Below are 17,607 nucleotides of genomic sequence, written 5' to 3' on the forward strand. Positions count from 1 at the left end.
CCTGTGCCGAGGATCTGATCGATAGACGGTGATTCGCAAGGCGACTCACAGCTCATACTGCACGAGCCAAAACAAAACGCCCCCGGATGATTCAGCCATCCGGGGGCGTTTTTCTTAGGTCAGGTCTGTTCAGATCGATGGTCAGCTCCGGTCAGAACGTACCGTTGATCTTGATTGATACAACTCGCGCAGCCTCAAAACAATAGTTCTCAATCTCGCGGATGCTGCCAGTGCTGATGCGTCCATCATAACGGGTACGAATGCGACACTGGTCATTGTTGGTTGCATTGCGCGCGTCGAAGCGGATTCGAATATTGCTGGCTGTGACAAACTCCAGGAATGCGGTAACGTTCGGATCACCATAAACCGACTCGATATTGTCGATATCATAGCGCTTGATATTGCCATCGAGACGATTGTTCCAGTTCAGGCCGTAATTCATGCGCCACTCCGGGATGTCATGACGGAATCCAAGCTGGAATCGACCTCGATCATAGTCCTGGAAGCGACGGGTGATGCCCAGGAACGGATCGGTAATCTCCGAATCCTTGACATTGAACCGGCTGGTGATCATCAGATTTGGCATGTTGATCATGGCCATACGGATACTGGCGTTCAGCTCCATACCCCACATTTCGCCGTCACCGATGTTGCCATTGGCGGACTGCAGGGAACCACCCTGACGTGTCACGTCAACACGCTCAATGACGTCGTAGTGCTCCATGTAGAAAACGCTGCCATCAATTACGCCGAGGTCATTGGGCAGACGGTATTCACCGCCGACGTTGAAATTCCACACCTGCTCCTGACGCAGGTTGGCATTTCCGGCCATGGTGTTAGCATCATCATCGCGAGTGTCACTGGAAGCAACAAAGTCCGAAAAGCTAAGCTGCCGCACCGCTTTAGTAGCCGAAGCACGCAGCTGCATGCCCGGCATGATGTCGAAACGCCAGTCCAGCTTGGGTTTGACAAAGCTGAAATCACGCTGGTTATTTACATCACCAGTCTGGGTTATCTCAGAGGCTTCATAGATAACAGAGGTTTCCAGCGACATGCGCGGACTGATCTGCCAGTTATGAACAACGAAAGGTTCGTAACGGATCTCTTCAACCATAGAGTCGGCATTGCTCACTGCGACTGGCGTCAATCCACCATGACTGGGCGACCCGGCACCTGAGCCAGCAACACCAAGTTTGAGCAGAGAGTCCAGAGTTGTCTGAGCGCGCTCGACACCAAACTCAACATCCTGTGTTTCAGCAACGCCAAGCGAATACGAGGTACGGACAATCTTCTCTTCCAGAGTGGAGTCCGAGCTTACGTAAAGATCTTTCTGCTCGGAGCCATCAGCAGCTACCTGGAATCGCTCACGTTCACTGAACTCATTGCGCTGGTTGGTAATAAAAAGAATCTTGAAACGATGGTCGTTGGCAAGACGTAGTTCATAGTCTCCGCCTATTTCCCAGTTATTGTTCTCGCCGGGCGTCTCTTCCCGCTGCAGATTTGTCTGCGGTGGATTGACAGTCAAATCGGTAATTGAACGATCAACTTCCAGGGTATTATCGAAGTCGGAATACAGCATGTTGAGGCGAGCGCTGCTGTCGGCGTTGATGTCGTACGCCAGGTTAGCCGCGTAGGTATAGGTATACTGATCGCGTGTACGTTCTTCGACAATCCGGTCGTTTGGTGTGAAGTCGCCAAGAATACTTGATTCGCGGCTGGGACGATAATCGTGGCGCGGCTCTGCCTCAGCGCTTAACAGATAATTCAGCCCACCCTGTGTGCCGTTGACAGAGAACTTGCCACCCGGCTGGACATGGTTATCCATGTAACGATCAGTGTTGATTTCGTACGCATAGCTGCGACTCGACAATGCTTCTGTCAGGACAATATTCAGGATCTGGTCGCCACGCACATCCAGCTCGGCGGAGGTACCACGTATCAGTTCGATATGCTGTACTTTGTCGGCAGAAATACGTTGCAACTGGCTGTTGGCCTCGTTGCTCTTGCCTGCCACGCGTTTGCCGTTAATGAGAATCTGATTGCCTCCGCCACCACCCAGGCCACGGCCAGAGTTGTTATTGGCAAAGTTACCGCCTGTCGGTGACCCGATTCCTGGAATACGATTGATCATATCCTGAGCGGTTACTGGAGCCCACTGAGCAAAATACTCTGATGTGTAGACTACCGTGGAATCTTCAGCGCTGGTCTCCTGAGCCTGCAGCAACACAGGTGCTGCAGCCAGCGTGAGGGTGAGTACGACGCGGGGGAATACAGAAAAACGCATTATTACTATCTCATTATTTTTTAGTTATTGGTTGGTTAAAAACCCGGTAACTTAAGCAATATGGCTGCCTCTGGCAATCAATTTGTATCGGCAAGTTGCGCCAATGTGTTACAATCTTCGATCGTCGATTTAACTGCACAGCGGGCAATCATTGCCTGACTCGATTGATGCTCAAGTCCTGAGCTTCCTAATTCCCGGATATTTAATGACTTTTAATGACCTTGGCCTGTCTCAGGCACTTTTGAAGGCTGTTGCCGAACAACAGTACACCCAACCTACTCCCATTCAGGAAAAAGCCATTCCGGCGGTATTGCAGGGCCACGATCTATTGGCCTCGGCCCAGACCGGCACTGGAAAAACCGCAGGGTTTACGCTGCCAATTATCCAGCGTCTGAGTGGCGGAGAAACTGTTGGACGAACACGCATTCGGGCACTGGTTTTGACACCGACACGAGAACTGGCCGCCCAGGTTCACGACAGCATCAAGACCTATGGCAAATATGAGCGCACGCGAAGCGCGGTGGTGTTTGGCGGCGTCAAAATAAACCCGCAGATCAGTATTCTGCGCGGCGGCCTGGACATTCTGGTTGCGACACCCGGGCGCCTGCTGGACCTGCACCAGCAAAATGCAGTCAGCTTTGATCAGCTGGAAATACTGGTACTGGACGAAGCCGACCGGATGCTGGATATGGGGTTCATCCGGGACATTAAAAAAATCCTCGCGCTGCTGCCAAAGAAACGGCAGAACCTGTTGTTCTCGGCAACTTTCTCGACTGAAATTCAGGCACTGGCCAAAGGCTTGTTGAATCAGCCTGTGGAAATCAATGTGGCACCTGCCAATGCTACTGCAGACCGCGTTGACCAACGTATTCATCCGGTCGACAAGTCCCGTAAAACAGCACTGCTCAGCCACCTGATCAGCAGCAATAACTGGTATCAGGTACTGGTTTTCAGCCGTACCAAACATGGCGCCAATAAACTGGTCAAAATGCTTGAAGGCGATGGTATTGACGCTGCAGCCATCCATGGCAATAAAAGCCAGGCGCAACGGACTCGTGTACTGGAGTTATTCAAAAATGGTGGCCTGCAGGTACTGGTCGCAACCGACATCGCGGCCCGCGGTATTGATATTGAACAACTGCCACATGTGATCAACTATGACCTGCCCGATGTTCCAGAAGACTATGTCCACCGGATCGGTCGAACTGCCCGCGCAGGCTCGGACGGTGAGGCCATATCACTGCTGTCAGAAGACCAGACCAAGCAGATCAAGGCCATCGAGAAAGTCCTGAAGCGCTCATTGCCTCGCACTGTCATCCCTGGTTTTGAGCCCAGCGCGAGACCAGCGGTGGCGGCCGAAGACAAACCGGCTCGAAAAGCACCGGCAGCAAGGCGAAGACGCCCCCAGTCTCGCCCTGGCCGTCAGTCGTCTGAAAATTCACGTTTTGATGCGGACCGTCCGGTCAATCGGCGTCGATAATACCGAGCCGGATAGCCTCAAGGGTTGCTTCTGAGCGGTTGGATACACCAAGTTTGGCATAAATACTCTTGATGTATCCCTTCACGGTATCGGACGACAGCGCGAGCATCTGCGCGCTGTCATCCACGCTGTAACCTTTGCCAATCAAGCAAAGCACATCCGTTTCTCGCGGCGTGAGTCTGGCATCCTGCAGCGCATCGCCTTTGCTGTTGAAGTGCTGAATCAGTCGCTGTGAAGAGGCTGGCGACAGTGGCGGTTGATTCTTCTTGATGCCCTGCAGATAGCTGACAATCCGGGCTCGATCCTGATCCTTCAGGATATAGCCCCTGGCACCTGCCTTGAGCGCAGAGAAAAGGTTTTTGTCGTCGTCATAGATCGTCGCCACCACGACATAGCAGGCACCAGACGCCTGCTGCAAAGCCCGTACGACATCCATTCCACTGCCGTCAGGCAGGCCAAGATCCACCAGCGCCAGATCAAACTGTCCCGTCGAAACAAGCTCCATGGCGGATGCAAGGTTGGCCGCATCGACCACCTGCAGCTCGGGAAATGCCGAATTGACGCACGAAACCAGCCAGGCCCGAGTCTCGGCATTGTCTTCAACTACCAGTGCGCGGGCGTGTTCTGACGACCACATGTTGCGTTTTCCTTGGTCTCAAGCATTGCTTTTCCGTGCCGACTGTAGACAATGACCTGACGGTTGTATACCCCACAATGAGGGGGACGCGAACAGATACCTTGAATACCTGCGGCGCACCTCGCAGCGTCCAGACCAAAACCGGCTACCAGGATTCACTGACACGTGTTGAGAATCGCGACTTTTTGGGTGTTGTTGCTAGCGGCCGCTGCCGGTTGGCCACAGACAGATGATATCACTGAACTGGAAAGTGCCAGCCAGCTGGTGTTCTCCGGCGCTGGGCTGCCACCGGTCAGTGCCGACTGGCAGCCGACCCGACTGCCATTCAGGGGCATTGATGTCGAGCCTGATGTTTGGCAACAGGCGGTAGAGGAAGGTGCCATCTGGCTGCGTTTCCGGATCGAACGACCGACACAAAGCCCCAACATCAGCCTGCTATTGTGGCGATACAATCATTCTTTAACTGTATATTTCAATCGAGTTGAAATAGCTGGCAATGCCTATCGCGAAGGCAGGCTTACAACAGCATGGAACCGGCCTCTACTTGCCAACATTGACGATGACCAGTGGCTGCCGGGAGCCAACGAGGTTTTGATCCGCTTGAATGTTTCGGAATGGGGCGGCTTGCTGGCACCGCCTCTGTTGGGTAATAAAGCCGAGCTACAGCAGATTCAGGAACAGCGCCTGTTTCAACAGGTCGATATCAACCGCATATTGCTGGCGTTTGCTTTCTCGATGGGGTTGTTTACTCTGGGCCTGTGGGTGATACGCCGGTCTGATACGGTTTACCTGTGGTTTAGCGGCATATGTTTTGCCTGGGCAACTGGCGCTGCTCATACCGTGATTCTCTACAATCCGCTTAGCTATGACATCTGGCTGCCGGTTGTGCATTCGGCCATGGACCTGACCATCTTTTTCCTCTATGGCTTTATTGGAAGACTTGCGCGTGCCAGACGACCTGCTCGTGAACGCCTGTTTTTCGCATGGACATTGGCAGCCTGTATTGCGCATGCTCTGATGCCAGCGCAGCTGTTCTGGTACAGCGCTTACCTGGCGCACCTGGTCGGTGTGACAGTACTGCTCATTTTGATCGGACGTGTCTCAGTTATTGCGTGGCGCCGGCGCGAGCCAGAGGCGGTCATCCTGTCTGTCGCCATCGTTGGCCAGATAATGCTCTTTCTCACCAATGCCTTTCAGATGTTTTTTGAGGGCGGCTCCGGCTGGGATGGGACATTGGTCTACGCGCACTTCGGCATACCAGTGCTGTTATTGATCTTTGCCGCAGTGTTGTTACATCGGTTCACACAGGCACTGAAGGTTGCGGAATCTTTGAATCGTGAACTCGAAAATAAAGTCGAAGTCAGTCGTCAGATAATCGCCAAGAGTTTTGAAGAGCGCAGGTTGCTGGAGATGAAGCAGGCAACCGAACAGGAGCGCCAGAAAATCTATCGTGACCTTCACGATGATGTCGGCTCCCGTCTGCTGTCAATGATCCATGCCAGCGACGATCAAAAAGTAGGCAACATGGCACGATCCACTCTGGAAAGCCTTCGCCAGGCGGTTTCCAGAGCGAACACTCCTGATCAACTGCTGGAGGACATGCTGCATGACATCAACGAGGAGTCAGCGCTCCGATTGCAGGGTGCCGGGCACCTCGTTGACTGGCACCAACCAAACCTGATGCCGGCGCTCATGCTGCCATCGCTGGTGGCATTCAATATCAATCGCATCATGAAGGAACTGGTCAGCAATATTATTCGTCATGCCCAGGCACATGCTGTGAAAATCGATATTGATATATCCGATGACTCACTGGTTATCAGTATCACGGATGATGGCGTTGGATTTGGCGCCAACAACATGACGTCACGCAGTGAGGGCAATGGCCTGAGTAACCTGCGCGCCAGGGCAGTCGAAATCGACGCGCAGATCGACTGGCAGAGCACGCCACACGGCACCCGGACGCGACTGGTGCTGCATGAGCTGAGTCAGCTTATGGACAAAAGTATGCCTGAGTCCCCACCGCTTTGATGGCATCAACAAGCCGCTCCAGACCCAGAACATACGCCGCAGTACGCAGGGTAATTTTCTTGGATTCAGCGAGATCCCAAACCGCCTGACTCTCGGTCTCCATCATTGGTTTCAAGCGGTCGTATACTTCCTGCTCGATCCAGTAATAGCCTTGCTTGTTCTGTACCCATTCAAAATATGACACAGTAACACCGCCCGCGTTAGCCAAAATATCCGGCACGACTATTACATCATTTTTCTGCAAAATCTCATCGGCATCCGAGGTCACAGGCCCGTTTGCCAGCTCCAGAATCACGCGGGCCTTGATTGCCGAAGCATTGTCACGGGTAATCTGGGACTCGAGCGCCGCAGGTATGATCAGGTCACAGTCACACTCGAACATCTCATCGCGCTCAATCGACTCAATCTTGCCACCGCCGCAAGATTTATCGTAGTCACGAACCGATCCTTTCTTGCGTTTGCGCTCGGCCAGCGCGACCGGGTCCAGTCCCTCTTTGCAATAGATACCGCCCGACGAATCTGATACTGCCACAATTTTCCAGCCGTCTTTATGAAGCATCTCCGCCATCGTAGCCCCGGCATTTCCGAAACCCTGGATCACAACCCGCTTTTCGCACTTGTCGAGATCGAGGGATTTCAAAAGCTGCTGCAGCACGTAGAAACCACCAAGAGCCGTTGCGATGCTGCGTCCCTGAGAGCCGCCTATGGCCAGAGGTTTGCCAGTAATCACCCCGGGCACATGCTGCCCCACCAGCGAGCAGTACTCATCCATCATCCAGCCCATGACCATGGGGTTGGTATACATATCAGGAGCCGGGATATCCCGGTCCGGTCCGATAAGACCCGCGAAGGCATGTACATAGGCGCGTGACAGGCGTTCCAGCTCGGCCTTGGAAAGCTCCCGGGTATCCACTTTAACTGCGCCCTTGGCACCACCATAAGGGACACCGATTACGGCACATTTGAATGTCATCCAGAACGCCAGACTCACTACCTCGTCCATGTTGGCATCAGGATGAAACCTGATACCGCCCTTGGTTGGCCCCCGCGAGCCGTCGTAACGACAGCGCCAGGCCTGGAAGGAGCGGCGGGCGCCATTATCCATACGAATGGTAAGACGTGAACTGAGGACTTCTGCCGGGAACTGCAGGATGTCCAGGATCTCGTCTGGAACTTCGGTGTACTTGGCTGCTTTGTGAAGTTGACTGATAGCTCCTTGCAATGTCTCAGACATACTTGTTTCCCCTTCAGCTGTAGTGAAATTGCGAACAACGTCTCACTATTGTGAGACGATTTACTATCTGTGTTAACGTGCTGCTACAATGATTGGATCATAATAAATTCCGTGCAAGTACAGCGGCCTCTACGATGTTGCCTACCACACCTGCCGAAAAACCCGAACGCCTGTTGATTCTCGACGATGATGCGCTGACCGGGCAAACCATTCTCAATATGGCTCGCATTGCAGGTATTGAGGCGCAATTCACGGACATGCCCGATGAGTTTTTCAGGCTGGTGCAGAGCTGGCAGCCTGACTTCATCGCTATAGACCTCATCATGCCACGAATGGATGGCGTGCAGGTGCTTATCGAACTGGCAAAACTCGACTGTGAGGCTGGGATCATCATCTCCAGCGGTGTGGGTGGACGCGTACTTGACGCCGCAGCCCGCTCGGCAAGCGAACACGGACTCAAGTTACTGGGCGTGCTGGCCAAACCATTCTCACCGGCCAAGCTGAGGGGAATTTTGCGACGGAACTTGCCAGCCGCATCTACTGACGCTGCACCTGTCCAACAAACCGAGAAGGCGCCATATATTCCTAGCAAAGAGGAGCTGATGCTTGCCTTGCAAAACAGGGAAATCCACGTCGCCTATCAACCCAAGATCAATTGCCGAACCCGTCTGCTGGCAGGCTTTGAAGCTCTCGCGAGATGGCGCCACGCTGAGCATGGACTGATCCCACCCGACACATTCATTCCCCTGGCGGAGGAGAGCGGTCTGATCGATCCGCTAACCGAGTATGTCGTTGCCGAGGCGCTCAGCTGGCTGGCTGCTTTGCCCGACCAGTTTTTTGTGCTCCCCGAGCACCAGTACCTGGTGCGCAGACTGAACGAGGTTTCTCTGGCAATCAACATTTCCAATCGATCGCTGAGCAACCTTAACCTGTTCGAAACTCTTGAAGATCTATGTTACGCGACAGGAATTGCGCCGCAGCGGCTGATATTCGAATTGACCGAGAGCTGCGCGACAGAAGACCCGGTGACGGCGCTTGATGTTTTAACTCGCCTGCGCATGAAAGGGTTTCAATTATCGATTGACGATTTCGGTACTGGCTACTCCTCCATGGTACAGCTGGCACGGTTACCTTTTTCCGAGATCAAAATTGACAGATCTTTTGTGACCACTCTCTCGAAATACAAAGAGTCACGAACCGTTGTCAAAGCCATCATCGACCTTGGGCACGGTCTGGGTCTTTATACTGCAGCCGAGGGCATCGAGAGTTTCGAAACACTGGAATATCTGCGCAGCATCGGCTGCGATCTTGCGCAGGGATATGCCATCAAGGAACCGCTGGACGCCCAGGGCATACATGAATGGTTAAGAAGCCAGCACAGGGATGACGAACAACACCGACTCAGAGTGCTTCACAGCCTGGGGCTGCTTGACACTCCAACTGATGAACGCTTTGACCGCATAACCCGTCTGGCGACTCGTCTGTTCAATGTTCCTGTCGGCCTGTTCAGCCTGGTAGACGAGAACCGGCAGTGGTTTAAATCCCACACCGGCACTGACGTGCGGGAGACCCCGCGCGAATACTCCTTTTGCAGTCATGCCATTCAGAATGATCAGGTCATGGTGGTCGAAGACACCTGGCTTGATACCCGGTTTCAGAATAATCCCCTGGTTACCGGAACACCGCATATACGCTTCTACGCAGGAAGCCCGGTCCGCGCAGGCATGGGCAGTCGGCTTGGCACACTGTGTCTGATTGCTGAACAGCCTAGAACGCTCGATGACGACGGTCGCATGCTGCTCAAGAATATGAGCGTGATGATAGAGAGTGAATTGGCAGGAGACTATCTGGCTCATATAGACCCGATGACGCGCCTGCTCAACCGCCGCGGATTCGATGCGCGCTGTGACGATGTGATCAACATATGCAAACGATCTGGCCTGCGTGCCTGCCTATTCCTTATTGATCTGATCGATCTGAAGCGGTTTAATCAGGAGCATGGACCGGCGGCAGGCGACCGTGCTCTGCGCGAATTCGGCCAATTGCTTGGCAGGGTTTTCCGGGGTTCGGATCTGAGCGCGCGCTACGGCGATGATGATTTTGTTGTCTTACTGATTGATACTGCACCACCCGGCCCGGAGAAGGTTCTGAGTCGCTTCCATCACGCGGCGCAAAGCCTCTATCATCGCATCCCGATTCGTTATCAGGTCGGATGGACAATGCTGGAGCCAGACGACAACATGCAACAGGTGGTCGCACGCGCGAGTCAACGTATGCATGCCCACAACGAAGCAGTCTGACACTGACACATCTGGTTTCGACGCCATTGCTGTGCCAAACTCAGAATCACAAAAATACAAGCTATCAGCGACATAAACAGGTCAGCCATCATGATGAAACTTTACGAAACCCGCGTTGCACCCAATCCCCGCCGAGTGCGGATTTTTCTGGCAGAAAAAGGTCTGCTTGATCAGGTCGAATTGATCGAAGTGGATCTGCAGAAGGGTGACAACCTGACCCGCGAATACGCCGCTCGCAATCCATTAAAAAAAGTTCCGGTGCTGGAACTGGAGGACGGTACCTGTATCGCAGAAACGATGGCCATCTGCCGCTACGTCGAGGAAGCATTCCCCGATACGCCCAGGCTTTTGGGTACAACGGCTCTGGAAAAAGCACATGTAGAGCAGTGGCTACGCTGGATCGACTTCTACTTCATGATGCCTACCGGGATGGCGTTTCAGCATACGACTGGCTTCTTCAAGGATCGCATGACGCCGTACCCTGAATGGGGTGAAGAATGCAAGCGCCAGGCAGCGCGCTTTTTTGATTTCCTTGACAGGTCACTGAGCGACTCTCGATATCTTTGCGGCGATGAGTTTACAGCGGCCGACATCAATGCGCTGTGTGCGCTGGACTTCAACAAAGCGATTCAGCAACGTATAACTCCAGAGCAGCAGAACCTGCGCGCCTGGCATGAACGTCTGTATGAACGCCCATCTGTATCAGCATGAGTGTCAGTCGAAGACGCAGTGAGAGTTAGCAGCGATAACGCTCACTCGTCGCCGACCAGACGACGCGCCAGTACAAGGCTGCGATACCATCGGCGATGTGCATTGGGCACCGCGGTAGGTCGCACCGTCAGCAGGCTTTGTGAAGGCGGATTGTCGGTCTGTTGGTACTGAACCAGGATATCCAGCACTGATTCACGTGCACCATAGGTTTCATAAAGAAACCTGCGCGCTTCATCGCTGAGACTGACGCGGTAGTGGCGTACCAATGCAACGGCCAGGTATTCAGCCGCCTGACTCATATCCTCTTCAACATCCTGAGCCATGGACTCACCCAGAAGCTTTTTATCCTGAGCGCTCATCCCTGGCTCCAGCCCACCCAGATAAGAAGCAAGAGTCGCACTGATGCCACGCTGAACTTCCGGATACGAAAGATGGATGTGTGGTTCAAGAGCAAGAGCAACTTCGATTGCAAGCTGACGTGCTGAATCGAATGTAAGTGGGTTGTCCCGCTCCGCCCGGCGTTTAAACAGTCCCTTGGTTTCGTGTGACTCCAGGTGCTGATGACGCATGTAACGCACCAGGTGCTGACAGACCTCCTTGCGCTCTTCGTCATCCAGTCGAATTACTTTCTCCAGAATATGCACACCGCGACCGCGCGGCCCAATACGCAGCTCAGCGGTATCCAGCTCGACCGAATCCAGCATACGGTTCCAATCTTCCGCTGCAAGCAGAAATTCAGCGTGCAGCTCACCGATCCGACGAAACGAGTCATTTGCGTTGCGATACAGTCTCAATGCGGCAGTCATGATCTCTGCGTACTCACGCAATTGCGCACGGTACTCGACCTGACCATCATTCACCTTCTCGACCAGCAGCTTCATGGTATCGGCAAGGTCATCCAGCGCCGCTATTACGCGATCCGTAAGCAGGTTTGCTGCAACTCCTTCGGGGACGTCCTCATATTTCATGACGTCAACCTCAACCAGCCAGGAAGCCAGGCTCCGAATACGATTACTGCCGGCCGCCTGCGCGATACGGTATCGACTTCGCTTGCGCTCCATTCGGTCAAGCGCCGCGGCCAGCCGCCAGCGGCCTCGGTAATCGAATATCAGCGTGGGTATCTCGCGACCATTGATCAGCTCGAATGCCAGCACCAGCATCGACTCCACGTCCTGCATGGTAATCAACAGCAGATTATCCTGTTCGATTGCAGCCAGGACCCTGGCGATGAAATGCTCGGTGCGTGGCACACCATGACGCAGCGTGGCAATATCACCATGGTATCGATGCCTGAGCACCTCCACCGCCTGCGGAAGTGTCGTGGACAGCTCCGTGATCAGAATATCGAACCGCTGATCCCAGTCACGATGAATATCGCGGATTCTCGAGAAAAGCCCGGCCCTGCGAAAATTGTCGATGTTCGCCAGCATCTGGCTGAAAGCCGGATCACTGGTCAGTTGTTCTGCCGCCATCGCCACACCACCAGGTGACAGATCTACGCGCTGCAGCAGCTGGATGGCTGCCTCTCGCTCACGTATCTCACCCTCATAGCTGGCCACTACCAGGTTTTTTACCGAGAGTATCAAGTCACCCAGTTTATCGATTGCCTCAACAACAGAGCGCTGTGCCTGCTCCGATCTGACGCCCCAGGTACTGTCATAGACAATCTTGGCAATCAGCGCGATAAGCCCGCTCAGAACCGTGAAGCTGACGAAATAGATTAACTGCTGTCTGGACGGTGCCTGACCAAAGCCTATGTAGTAACCGCCGTAAAGTCCCAGGGCAGTCACCGGACCTGCCGTCCAGGCCAGCCCCAGCAGGCTGCGGGAGATTCGCACCCGTCGTACACTACGGGCAATCTGATCCAGTTGCTCGGTATCTTCCCGATTCAGAGAGATACCCTGCTTTACCTGCTTTCTGCGCCAGGACCAGCGCAGCAGATTTGTAATTGATCGATTCAGCAAGTGATCACCCGATTTTCTGGTCTTGGTTCGTGTCGGCAGTATACATGAGCAACTCTGGTGCATCGAACAATGCAATCGCCCTGATAAACCGACTTACTGTGTGGTTATAATGCAGTCCGTATTGAGTAACAACAAATCTGATGACTCTCAGGAGCCAGTTACATGAATAATTCTGCTCAGCCCTCTGCGCGCGCTCGCCTGGTCCGTGTCCTGGTCACTCTCGCCTGCCTGGTCGTTGTCGCGACCATACTTTGGCAGTTATTGCCCAAAGCGGCGTTTTCCAGCGATCTGAGCCAGGTCGGTCAGGGCCGCCCGGCCCTGGTCATGCTGCGAGAGGTAAATTTTGTCGGTGGTGACCGTGTGATAGAGCATATGCTGGAAATTTACCCCGATTACGAGCAAAACATGGTGTTTCTGGTCGTCCATACCGGTAATCCGACGGGACAGAATTTTGCGGCTGAGCATGGGGTCACTGACGGCGATCTGGTACTGTTTGATGCTGAGGGCAACGCTCAGAGTCAGCTATCGCAGCCCTCTGGCATCAACGACATCCGACAGTTTCTGCAGCAGGCCCTGTAAGGGATATGGCTACAGAGATTGAGCGCAAATTTCTGGTCGTTAGCGACAGCTGGCGCGCTCACAGCTGCCGCCAGATCGTTATCCAGCAGGGGTATTTGTGCCGTGGAGCCACCACTGTGCGTGTCCGACGGGCTGACGATGAGGCATGGCTGACGATCAAGGGACCCACCACCGGCATCAGCCGCAGCGAATTCGAATATCGAATACCGCTGGCAGACGCCGAACAGCTGCTCAAGGAACAGTGCCAGGGTCCGCTGATAGACAAGACACGCCACTGGGTATTGTTTGATGGGCATCGCTGGGAAGTCGACGAGTTTCGAGGTGCCAATGCGGGGCTGGTGCTGGCAGAGCTGGAGTTGACATCAGAGAATGCCCGATTCAGTAAACCGGAGTGGCTGGGCCGCGAAGTATCGGCAGACCCCAGATACTCCAACTCAGCACTATCGTTAAATCCTTTGCCGGAGCAATAGGGGCTCAACCCGACACTTCACGCCAGCGCAGACTCAAAATCGCTCCCAGAAGTCCGGCAATCGCCAGCGAAACGATTGTCAGCTGCACCGAGATCACAGCTGCCAGCGCCCCCAGCAGCCCGGTCAACAGTAACAACACACCGATAACCGAGTTGCTGACTGCCACGTAGTCGGTCCGCTTGTTACCGCCTGCCATGTCGACCAGATAGGTTTTGCGCCCCAGCCGGACCCCGGCATGCGCGATGCCCAGCACAAAAAATGCCAGTGGATAAAACCATAGGGAGGCCTCACTTGGCAGCCCTGCAACCGACCAGGCCGCTACCGCCAGCGATGTCAACGCTGCCAGACCGCAGGCAACTGCAAACACCTGGCGACTGGAACGGTCTGCCCAGCGCCCCCACACTGGCGAGCTTACCAACCCTGCCAGCCCCTCCGCGGCGATGAATATACCAAGTAATGAGGCGGCGCTACCGAGATCCTCTCTGGCCAGCGTCACATAAAATGGCGCAACCAGACCGGAGCCCATGGCCAGGGCTCTACCGATAACAAACTTGCGAAAGGGTGCGTCATCGCGCAACAGGGACAAACTCGAAAACGCTTCTGAAAACCCATTCGCCCCCCCATCGGTGGCGCCCGGAAATTCGACTATTCGTGCGTAGCTGGCTATTGCCAGAAACCACAGCATGGCAGCCACCGCCAACAGATCAAGATAGAGGCCGGAAGCGGCCTCGCCCTGCCCAAACGCACCCAGTGCCAGACCGGCGGCAAACGCTGCCAGTCCTGCGATGGCGCTGATCCAGCCAGACAGGCGACCACGACGGGTTTTGGGAATCGTCTTGCCCAGCACGTCCTTGTAGGCTACCGAACAGGCACCACGCGCCAGACTGAACAGTATCAGCAGCCCGGTAACTGCCAGCCCGGCCTGCAGGCCTTCAAGCGTCATACCACACCAGACCATCAGCAGCAGGGAGAAACCCTGCACCGAACCACCTGCCACCCATACCCATTTGCGCACCGCCTGTCGACGGACCACAGCGCCAATGAGCATCTGCGGCAGCATGGAGCCGGACTCACGGATAGGCACCAGCAGACTGATGATCCAGGCCGGCGCACCCAGCTGCATCAACAACCAGGGTAGCGTAGTTTTGGCGCTGGCCAGCTTGTCCGCAATGCTGCTGCAGGTATTGGCCAGCAGAGTGGCCAGAAAATTGCCTGGCGTCTCGCGACAGGCGTCATCACTGATATCCTTGCACACCCGCCCCTCATCATCTTCGGCGAGGCGTTCATACAACAGGGTTTTCCAGTCTTCTTCGGCACCAGCAGCCGTTCTTTGATCGTTGCTCTTAGTCATGACCCGGAGCATAGCCCGATGCGAAGGTGCCGACAAGTTGCAAAAAATACTGGAGCGGCGTAGCTTTAGCAGGTCACTACAGCTTAACCTGAGGTGTTCCATGACAATAAGAACATGCTGGACCCGCCTGACAAGCCGCGTATCTGATTTCACACCGAAGCAACTTACGATCCCTGCTCACAGCCGGCTTCTGCTTCTTGCTATTGCTTCAGTGCTGGCAGCCTGTTCGCCGCCTGCCGATTCCCCGCCCTCTGCTGCATCCATAAACATCGAAATCAATGATCCTGTGTCAGAGTTGCAACTGGCGCTCCTGGAAGCAGAACCAGGTTCCGTCATTACATTGCCCGCAGGCCGTTATGGCTTTGATCGCAGCCTGACACTGAACACTGACGGAATCACGCTGCGCGGCGCCGGAATGGACGAAACGATTCTCACATTTCAGGATCAGGTGGCCGGAGCCGAAGGTCTGCTGGTCAACGCCAGCAACTTTACAATCGAGGATATCGCTATCGAGGACACCCTGGGCGACGCACTCAAGATTGCCAGAGGCGATCATATCGTGATTCGTCGCGTCAGAACTGAGTGGACCAACGGCCCCGATACCAGTAATGGCGCTTATGGAATCTATCCCGTCCAGACACAACACACACTGATTGAAGACTCTGTGGCAATCGCTGCTTCTGACGCTGGCATCTATGTCGGCCAGTCCCAAAACGTGATTGTGCGTGGTAATCGGGCAGAATATAACGTGGCAGGCATAGAGATTGAGAACACAGTTGGTGCAGATGTTTATAACAACACTGCCATCAACAACACCGGCGGAATACTGGTATTTAACATGCCCAACCTGCCGGTCGCCGGCCATACCACCCGCGTTTATGAAAATGATATCCGGGATAACAACACCGCGAATTTCGCACCACCGGGGACCGCTGTTTCCAGCGTGCCGGCAGGTTCTGGACTGATCATAAACTCCAACGACAAAGTCGAGATCTTCAATAACGAGTTCGACAACAATGACACTGCCAACATTCTGATCTCCAGTTATTTCAGTGCTGGGTATTCAGACCGGCAAATGGCTGAAGCTTTCGACCCCTACCCTGAAACGATTTTCATTTATGACAATCAATTCGGCAGCAGCGGCGCATCACCTTCCCGACCGGAACTGGATGCACTGCGGCTCGCCATGTTTGGTGAGCAGGGTCGTCTGCCTGATGTTGTCTGGGACGGAGTCACCCATCCGGAACGGATGGCGGCAGAGTACGCAATCTGTATCGACAATGGCGAGGCTCAGTTACTCAATATAGATGCTGCCAACAACAGTGCCAATCCACACATGGGTGGTGAAGCGCACCAGTGCCGGCATTCGGCACTGCCTGCTGTCAGCCTGCCGACCACCATGGATATGTAAGATCGATGAGTTGGCGTTTTTCATTACTGGTGACGGCGCTGGTTCTAGGCGCCTGCCAGGATCCGTCGGCACCGAAACTGTATGCCCGCGATAGTATTCCGACCCAACTGTCTGACTGGCAGATTGCGCAGGTAGCGGACCGACAGCTGATCCTGAATGCTGCCGTTCTTCCTTACGATCTGGCGACCCCGCTGTTCAGTGACTATGCATTAAAACTCCGCACGTTGTGGCTGCCCGACGGTGCCACTGCCGAGCTGACCGACACCGGCAGCCTGGACTTCCCGGTTGGCACGGTGATCAGCAAAACATTCTACTATCCGCGCGCCCGCGACGCCGCCGACGCCGCGGATGTACAGCTGACCGAACAACGACTTGTTGCATTTGATGGGGCGAGTCTGGCACTGGACCAGGTGCGGCTGATCGAGACCCGACTGCTGGTTCATCAGGCGGATGGCTGGCAGGCACTGCCCTATGTGTGGAATGAGGAGCAGACTGACGCAACGCTGCAGATAACCGGGGCCGTCAAGCGCCTGCGATTACACAGCAACGAAAATCCACGCGCGACGGTTGAATCATTTGCCTACGTGGTTCCCAATCGCAACGAGTGTGCCGCCTGTCACAATCTGGATCAGAATCAGGACACACTCTCGCCAATCGGCCCCTCGGTAGCCAATCTGAATCACGCAATGGTCGCCGACGGCTCTGCGGAAAATCAGTTGGCCGCGCTATGGTCGCGACAATGGCTTGATGAAGAGCCTGCTGTCAACGAGCTGCCTGCCGCGGCAGTATGGCAACCGGGCGCTACTGATAATCTGGAGCAACGCGCCCGAAGTTATCTGGATGTTAATTGTGCACACTGTCATCAGCCTGGCGGTAGCGGCGACACATCCGGCCTGTTTCTGCACTCTGGCGCGAGCAAGCCTCTGGAACTTGGGGTATGCAAACCACCCGTTGCAGCGGGCCGAGGTTCGGGAGGGCGACCTTACTCAATAGTACCAGGTCACCCTCAAGATTCGATTCTGAGTTTCAGAATCGAAAGCAATGAGGTCGGAGTATTGATGCCGGAGGTGGGACGCAGCCTGACCCACGACAGCGGATTGTTGCTGATCGATGAGTGGATCCGGCAGCAGACAGGCAATTGTAGCTAAGGCATCA

The 17,607-nt window shown here is 54.6% G+C and carries 13 protein-coding genes; 8 read left to right on the forward strand and 5 right to left on the reverse strand.

The features are described 5' to 3' along the window. Window positions 1-151: 151 nt before the first annotated feature. Complete coding sequence (locus LVD14_RS00345) at window positions 152-2,284, reverse strand: TonB-dependent receptor plug domain-containing protein (protein WP_237132040.1); 2,133 nt, start codon at window positions 2,282-2,284, stop codon at window positions 152-154. 205 nt (window positions 2,285-2,489) lie between these two features. Here LVD14_RS00345 and LVD14_RS00350 point away from each other — a divergent pair, with 205 nt between their 5' ends. Beyond that, complete coding sequence (locus LVD14_RS00350) at window positions 2,490-3,764, forward strand: DEAD/DEAH box helicase (RefSeq protein WP_237132041.1); 1,275 nt, start codon at window positions 2,490-2,492, stop codon at window positions 3,762-3,764. Here the strand turns inward: LVD14_RS00350 and LVD14_RS00355 are convergent. Continuing rightward, window positions 3,748-4,401, reverse strand: coding sequence for a response regulator (locus tag LVD14_RS00355; protein ID WP_237132042.1), 654 nt, complete (start codon window positions 4,399-4,401; stop codon window positions 3,748-3,750). The genes LVD14_RS00350 and LVD14_RS00355 overlap by 17 nt on opposite strands. 165 nt (window positions 4,402-4,566) lie before the next feature. Between LVD14_RS00355 and LVD14_RS00360 the strand changes: the two genes are divergently transcribed. Next, window positions 4,567-6,432 (forward strand): ATP-binding protein, encoded by a 1,866-nt coding sequence (locus LVD14_RS00360; RefSeq protein ID WP_237132043.1) that lies wholly within the window; start codon window positions 4,567-4,569, stop codon window positions 6,430-6,432. Here LVD14_RS00360 and LVD14_RS00365 read toward each other — a convergent pair. Beyond that, on the reverse strand, window positions 6,395-7,666 hold the full coding sequence (locus LVD14_RS00365) for a Glu/Leu/Phe/Val family dehydrogenase (RefSeq protein WP_237132044.1): 1,272 nt from the start codon (window positions 7,664-7,666) through the stop codon (window positions 6,395-6,397). The genes LVD14_RS00360 and LVD14_RS00365 overlap by 38 nt on opposite strands. A 134-nt stretch (window positions 7,667-7,800) precedes the next feature. Between LVD14_RS00365 and LVD14_RS00370 the strand changes: the two genes are divergently transcribed. Next, window positions 7,801-9,966 (forward strand): EAL domain-containing protein, encoded by a 2,166-nt coding sequence (locus LVD14_RS00370; protein ID WP_237132045.1) that lies wholly within the window; start codon window positions 7,801-7,803, stop codon window positions 9,964-9,966. A gap of 93 nt (window positions 9,967-10,059) precedes the next feature. Continuing rightward, window positions 10,060-10,677 (forward strand): glutathione S-transferase family protein, encoded by a 618-nt coding sequence (locus LVD14_RS00375; protein WP_237133382.1) that lies wholly within the window; start codon window positions 10,060-10,062, stop codon window positions 10,675-10,677. A 41-nt stretch (window positions 10,678-10,718) separates the two neighbouring features. On the opposite strand, the gene LVD14_RS00380 is transcribed toward LVD14_RS00375, so the two are convergent. Beyond that, on the reverse strand, window positions 10,719-12,641 hold the full coding sequence (locus LVD14_RS00380) for a hypothetical protein (protein ID WP_237132046.1): 1,923 nt from the start codon (window positions 12,639-12,641) through the stop codon (window positions 10,719-10,721). Window positions 12,642-12,803: 162 nt separating this feature from the next. Here LVD14_RS00380 and LVD14_RS00385 point away from each other — a divergent pair, with 162 nt between their 5' ends. Both LVD14_RS00385 and LVD14_RS00390 read left to right on the forward strand, forming a co-directional pair. Further along, window positions 12,804-13,220, forward strand: coding sequence for a hypothetical protein (locus LVD14_RS00385; RefSeq protein WP_237132047.1), 417 nt, complete (start codon window positions 12,804-12,806; stop codon window positions 13,218-13,220). A gap of 5 nt (window positions 13,221-13,225) precedes the next feature. Continuing rightward, on the forward strand, window positions 13,226-13,690 hold the full coding sequence (locus LVD14_RS00390) for a CYTH domain-containing protein (protein WP_237132048.1): 465 nt from the start codon (window positions 13,226-13,228) through the stop codon (window positions 13,688-13,690). 4 nt (window positions 13,691-13,694) lie between these two features. Here LVD14_RS00390 and LVD14_RS00395 read toward each other — a convergent pair whose 3' ends face one another. After that, on the reverse strand, window positions 13,695-15,041 hold the full coding sequence (locus LVD14_RS00395) for an MFS transporter (RefSeq protein ID WP_237132049.1): 1,347 nt from the start codon (window positions 15,039-15,041) through the stop codon (window positions 13,695-13,697). A gap of 100 nt (window positions 15,042-15,141) precedes the next feature. On the opposite strand from LVD14_RS00395, the gene LVD14_RS00400 reads away from it, so the two are divergent. Together LVD14_RS00400 and LVD14_RS00405 are read left to right on the forward strand one after the other, a co-directional pair. After that, window positions 15,142-16,452: a parallel beta-helix domain-containing protein gene (locus LVD14_RS00400; protein WP_237132050.1), complete on the forward strand. Its 1,311-nt coding sequence runs from the start codon at window positions 15,142-15,144 to the stop codon at window positions 16,450-16,452. A 5-nt stretch (window positions 16,453-16,457) separates the two neighbouring features. Further along, entirely contained in the window at window positions 16,458-17,600 is a 1,143-nt protein-coding gene (locus tag LVD14_RS00405) for an SO2930 family diheme c-type cytochrome (protein WP_237132051.1), read from the forward strand. Window positions 17,601-17,607 lie beyond the last annotated feature (7 nt).

Origin of the sequence: Pseudohongiella sp. O18 (assembly GCF_021729085.1) — a bacterium.
GTDB lineage: Bacteria > Pseudomonadota > Gammaproteobacteria > Pseudomonadales > Pseudohongiellaceae > Pseudohongiella.

Excerpts from the sequence above, each read along its gene's own strand:
- LVD14_RS00350 (WP_237132041.1), top strand. The coding sequence starts at position 2,490 with ATGACTTTTAATGACCTTGGCCTGTCTCAGGCACTTTTGAAGGCTGTT.
- LVD14_RS00390 (WP_237132048.1), top strand. The coding sequence starts at position 13,226 with ATGGCTACAGAGATTGAGCGCAAATTTCTGGTCGTTAGCGACAGCTGG.
- LVD14_RS00355 (WP_237132042.1), bottom strand. The coding sequence starts at position 4,401 with ATGTGGTCGTCAGAACACGCCCGCGCACTGGTAGTTGAAGACAATGCC.
- LVD14_RS00395 (WP_237132049.1), bottom strand. The coding sequence starts at position 15,041 with ATGACTAAGAGCAACGATCAAAGAACGGCTGCTGGTGCCGAAGAAGAC.
- LVD14_RS00405 (WP_237132051.1), top strand. The coding sequence starts at position 16,458 with ATGAGTTGGCGTTTTTCATTACTGGTGACGGCGCTGGTTCTAGGCGCC.
- LVD14_RS00400 (WP_237132050.1), top strand. The coding sequence starts at position 15,142 with ATGACAATAAGAACATGCTGGACCCGCCTGACAAGCCGCGTATCTGAT.
- LVD14_RS00370 (WP_237132045.1), top strand. The coding sequence starts at position 7,801 with ATGTTGCCTACCACACCTGCCGAAAAACCCGAACGCCTGTTGATTCTC.
- LVD14_RS00385 (WP_237132047.1), top strand. The coding sequence starts at position 12,804 with ATGAATAATTCTGCTCAGCCCTCTGCGCGCGCTCGCCTGGTCCGTGTC.
- LVD14_RS00365 (WP_237132044.1), bottom strand. The coding sequence starts at position 7,666 with ATGTCTGAGACATTGCAAGGAGCTATCAGTCAACTTCACAAAGCAGCC.
- LVD14_RS00375 (WP_237133382.1), top strand. The coding sequence starts at position 10,060 with ATGAAACTTTACGAAACCCGCGTTGCACCCAATCCCCGCCGAGTGCGG.
- LVD14_RS00345 (WP_237132040.1), bottom strand. The coding sequence starts at position 2,284 with ATGCGTTTTTCTGTATTCCCCCGCGTCGTACTCACCCTCACGCTGGCT.